We start from the raw sequence: 2,556 nt of genomic DNA on the forward strand, positions 1-2,556 counted from the left end.
TATTATACTTTATAAACTCCCAATTCTCTGTGTCCATTATTTAGACTAACATCAATATGTATGTAAAGAATCCAATTTATATATACTCCCTTTCTAAGTTATAAACTTTCTTCTATTGTAATATTATACCGAATTTAGTTTGCTTTATAAATCGAATTAAAACAATGAAATTTTAATGATAAACATTAAATAATTATTGAAAAGGATAAAATAGAACGTATAATTAACATTAAGAGAGGGGATGCTTGAATGGAACAAACACTTCAAAGTAAAGAATTTCGATTTTTAACAAAAGGGTTACGTACAGTTTTTACAATCATTATGGTTTTGATGATATTTGGACTTACTATGATAGGTGTATTTTTAGTTGGAGCAATTTTTGTGCCCGAGAATCAAGTAAACAATTTTCTAACACAGGGTTATTTAACAGCTTCTGCTCATTTAGGTGGTATGGAAATTGAATTAGCAGATAAGGTAGCGAAAGATATCCAATATACAAAAATGAATTTCGTGAAATTATTATTTACTGCTACAATATACATAGGAATATTATTATTTATCGTTGTCCAAGTAAGGAATCTATTAAGTAATTTAAGTAAGGGGATTATTTTTTCAGGAACGAATAGTAGAAAAATGGAGTGGATTGCTTACGCTGTAGTTGTATTAAGCTTAACAGTAGATTCATTTCAAACGTACATTGCCTATATTGTTATTGAACAATTTAATTTAGATGAGTTGTTAGTAGGTACAGGATTGATAAAAGGATTAACCTTTCATTTTACTGGAATTAATTGGACGTTACTATTATGTGGATTAGCCATTTGGACGATAGCACGTGTAGTTCGATACGGTGCGTTTTTGCAAGATGAATATGATGCAACAGCTTAGGAAGTGAAGAAATGACAATAATTATTCGGTTAGATCGAATGCTTGCTGATCGAAAAATGCAGCTAAGTGAGCTAGCAGAAAAGGTTGATGTGTCGATTGTCAATCTATCCAACTTAAAAACAGGAAAGGTTAGAGCCGTACGTTTTTCTACATTAAATGCGATATGTAAGGCATTGGGCTGTCAACCTGGAGATATTTTAGAATATATAGAGGATGAAGAAGAATAATAGGGACCCGAAGAGTGAATGCTGTTCGGGTCTCGAAACTTTTACTTTTATAATTGACGATATGAGTGAAGAGCTATAAAATAAAAAAGACCGACCAGACGGTTTTTTATTTTATAAGGAGGCTATGAAATGTCATCAAAAGCTGATTTAAAGCGATTACATATTATCCAAACCGCGATTCAATATTTGAAGGACAATGATGTAAGTACGTTGACTTTAGATAAGATTGCAAGTAGGGGGAATATTAGTAAGGGCGGATTACTCTATCATTTTAAAACGAAGGATGCGCTTCAAACAGCGATAGCCGAAACGATTTTAAATGACGTTATGCATTTATATGAGCATCTAGCAAGCCAAGAGCAAGGGACAGGGAGATTGACGAGAGCATTTATTTTAGCTTCTCAAAAAGATCTTGCGAAAGGGGCATCCTTAAATATTGCGATTCAAATTTTGCAACAGGACCATGCATCGATTGCATCAGCCTACGAATGCTTACTAGAAGAGTTGTTTGAAGATGGGTTAGAGGTCTCTATTGTCCATTTGATTCGATTAACGATTGATGGATTGTATTATTCAAAACGGTTAAATATTGCACCGATTTCTACTGAAGCAATAGAGGGTGTCTTTGAACAATTAATGCAAATGACAAGGAAGGAATACCATATATGAGTGCTTTTGGTTTATTATTAATTGCAATTATCTCAGAAGTTTTTGCAAGCTCAATGTTGAAACTAACAAATGGATTTAAACGAATATTACCGACAATCGGTGTAGTGGTTGGATATGGAACAGCTTTTTATTTCCTATCTTTAACATTACAATCTTTAGCAATTGGTACGGCATATGCGATTTGGGCAGGATTAGGAACCGCGCTCACAGCAATAGTCGGTGTAGTCTTTTATAAGGAATTATTCAATTTTAAAAAGCTTATGGGTATTCTATTAATTATTGTCGGTGTGGTTATTCTTAACCTTGCTGGTAGTGGACATTAAGGAGGAATTTGCAAATGAACGGTTATTTATTTTTAATGTTATCCATTGTCAGCGAAGTATTTGCCACAACGATGCTTAAATATTCTGAAGGATTTACAATTCTAGGTCCATCGATTGCAGTCGCAATTGGATACGGCATTTCGTTCTATTCATTATCGCTATGTTTAAAAACGCTACCGTTAAGCCTAGCCTATGCCGTTTGGTCTGGAATAGGTACAGCTTTAACTGTCATTGTGGGAATCGTGTTATGGGGAGATGTGTTTAATCTTTACTCAGCCATCGGAATCACACTTATTATTGGTGGGGTTATTCTTCTAAATCAGGGGAATGAAAATAATGCCACAACATAGCGTCAAATAAAGAAAACGTCCAAATTAAATGGACGTTTTCTTTATTTTGGTGCGCCCGGCATGCGTATGAACTATAGGGTGTAAGTCCCGAACCCCGAA

At 34.2% G+C, this 2,556-nt stretch carries 5 protein-coding genes; all 5 read left to right on the forward strand.

The window, feature by feature from the left end; genetic code table 11:
* Positions 1-249 precede the first annotated feature (249 nt).
* The 5 genes from QRN68_RS21960 to QRN68_RS21980 all read left to right on the forward strand — a co-directional run bounded on the left by QRN68_RS21960 (position 250) and on the right by QRN68_RS21980 (position 2,457).
* A complete protein-coding gene (locus tag QRN68_RS21960) occupies positions 250-888 on the forward strand; it encodes a DUF2975 domain-containing protein (protein ID WP_285399203.1) in 639 nt (212 codons plus the stop codon).
* Between the two features lie 11 nt (positions 889-899).
* Positions 900-1,115 carry a helix-turn-helix domain-containing protein gene (locus QRN68_RS21965; RefSeq protein WP_285399205.1) on the forward strand — a complete coding sequence of 72 codons (216 nt, stop codon included), beginning with the start codon at positions 900-902 and terminating at the stop codon, positions 1,113-1,115.
* A 129-nt stretch (positions 1,116-1,244) separates the two neighbouring features.
* On the forward strand, positions 1,245-1,784 hold the full coding sequence (locus tag QRN68_RS21970) for a TetR/AcrR family transcriptional regulator (RefSeq protein ID WP_285399207.1): 540 nt from the start codon (positions 1,245-1,247) through the stop codon (positions 1,782-1,784).
* Positions 1,781-2,107 (forward strand): DMT family transporter, encoded by a 327-nt coding sequence (locus QRN68_RS21975; RefSeq protein WP_285399209.1) that lies wholly within the window; start codon positions 1,781-1,783, stop codon positions 2,105-2,107. Before QRN68_RS21970 ends, QRN68_RS21975 begins: the two co-directional genes overlap by 4 nt.
* Positions 2,108-2,121: 14 nt before the next feature.
* Positions 2,122-2,457, forward strand: coding sequence for a DMT family transporter (locus QRN68_RS21980; protein WP_285399210.1), 336 nt, complete (start codon positions 2,122-2,124; stop codon positions 2,455-2,457).
* Positions 2,458-2,556: the final 99 nt, after the last annotated feature.

Origin of the sequence: Lysinibacillus sp. fls2-241-R2A-57 (assembly GCF_030209535.1) — a bacterium.
In the GTDB taxonomy this organism is placed as follows: domain Bacteria; phylum Bacillota; class Bacilli; order Bacillales_A; family Planococcaceae; genus Lysinibacillus.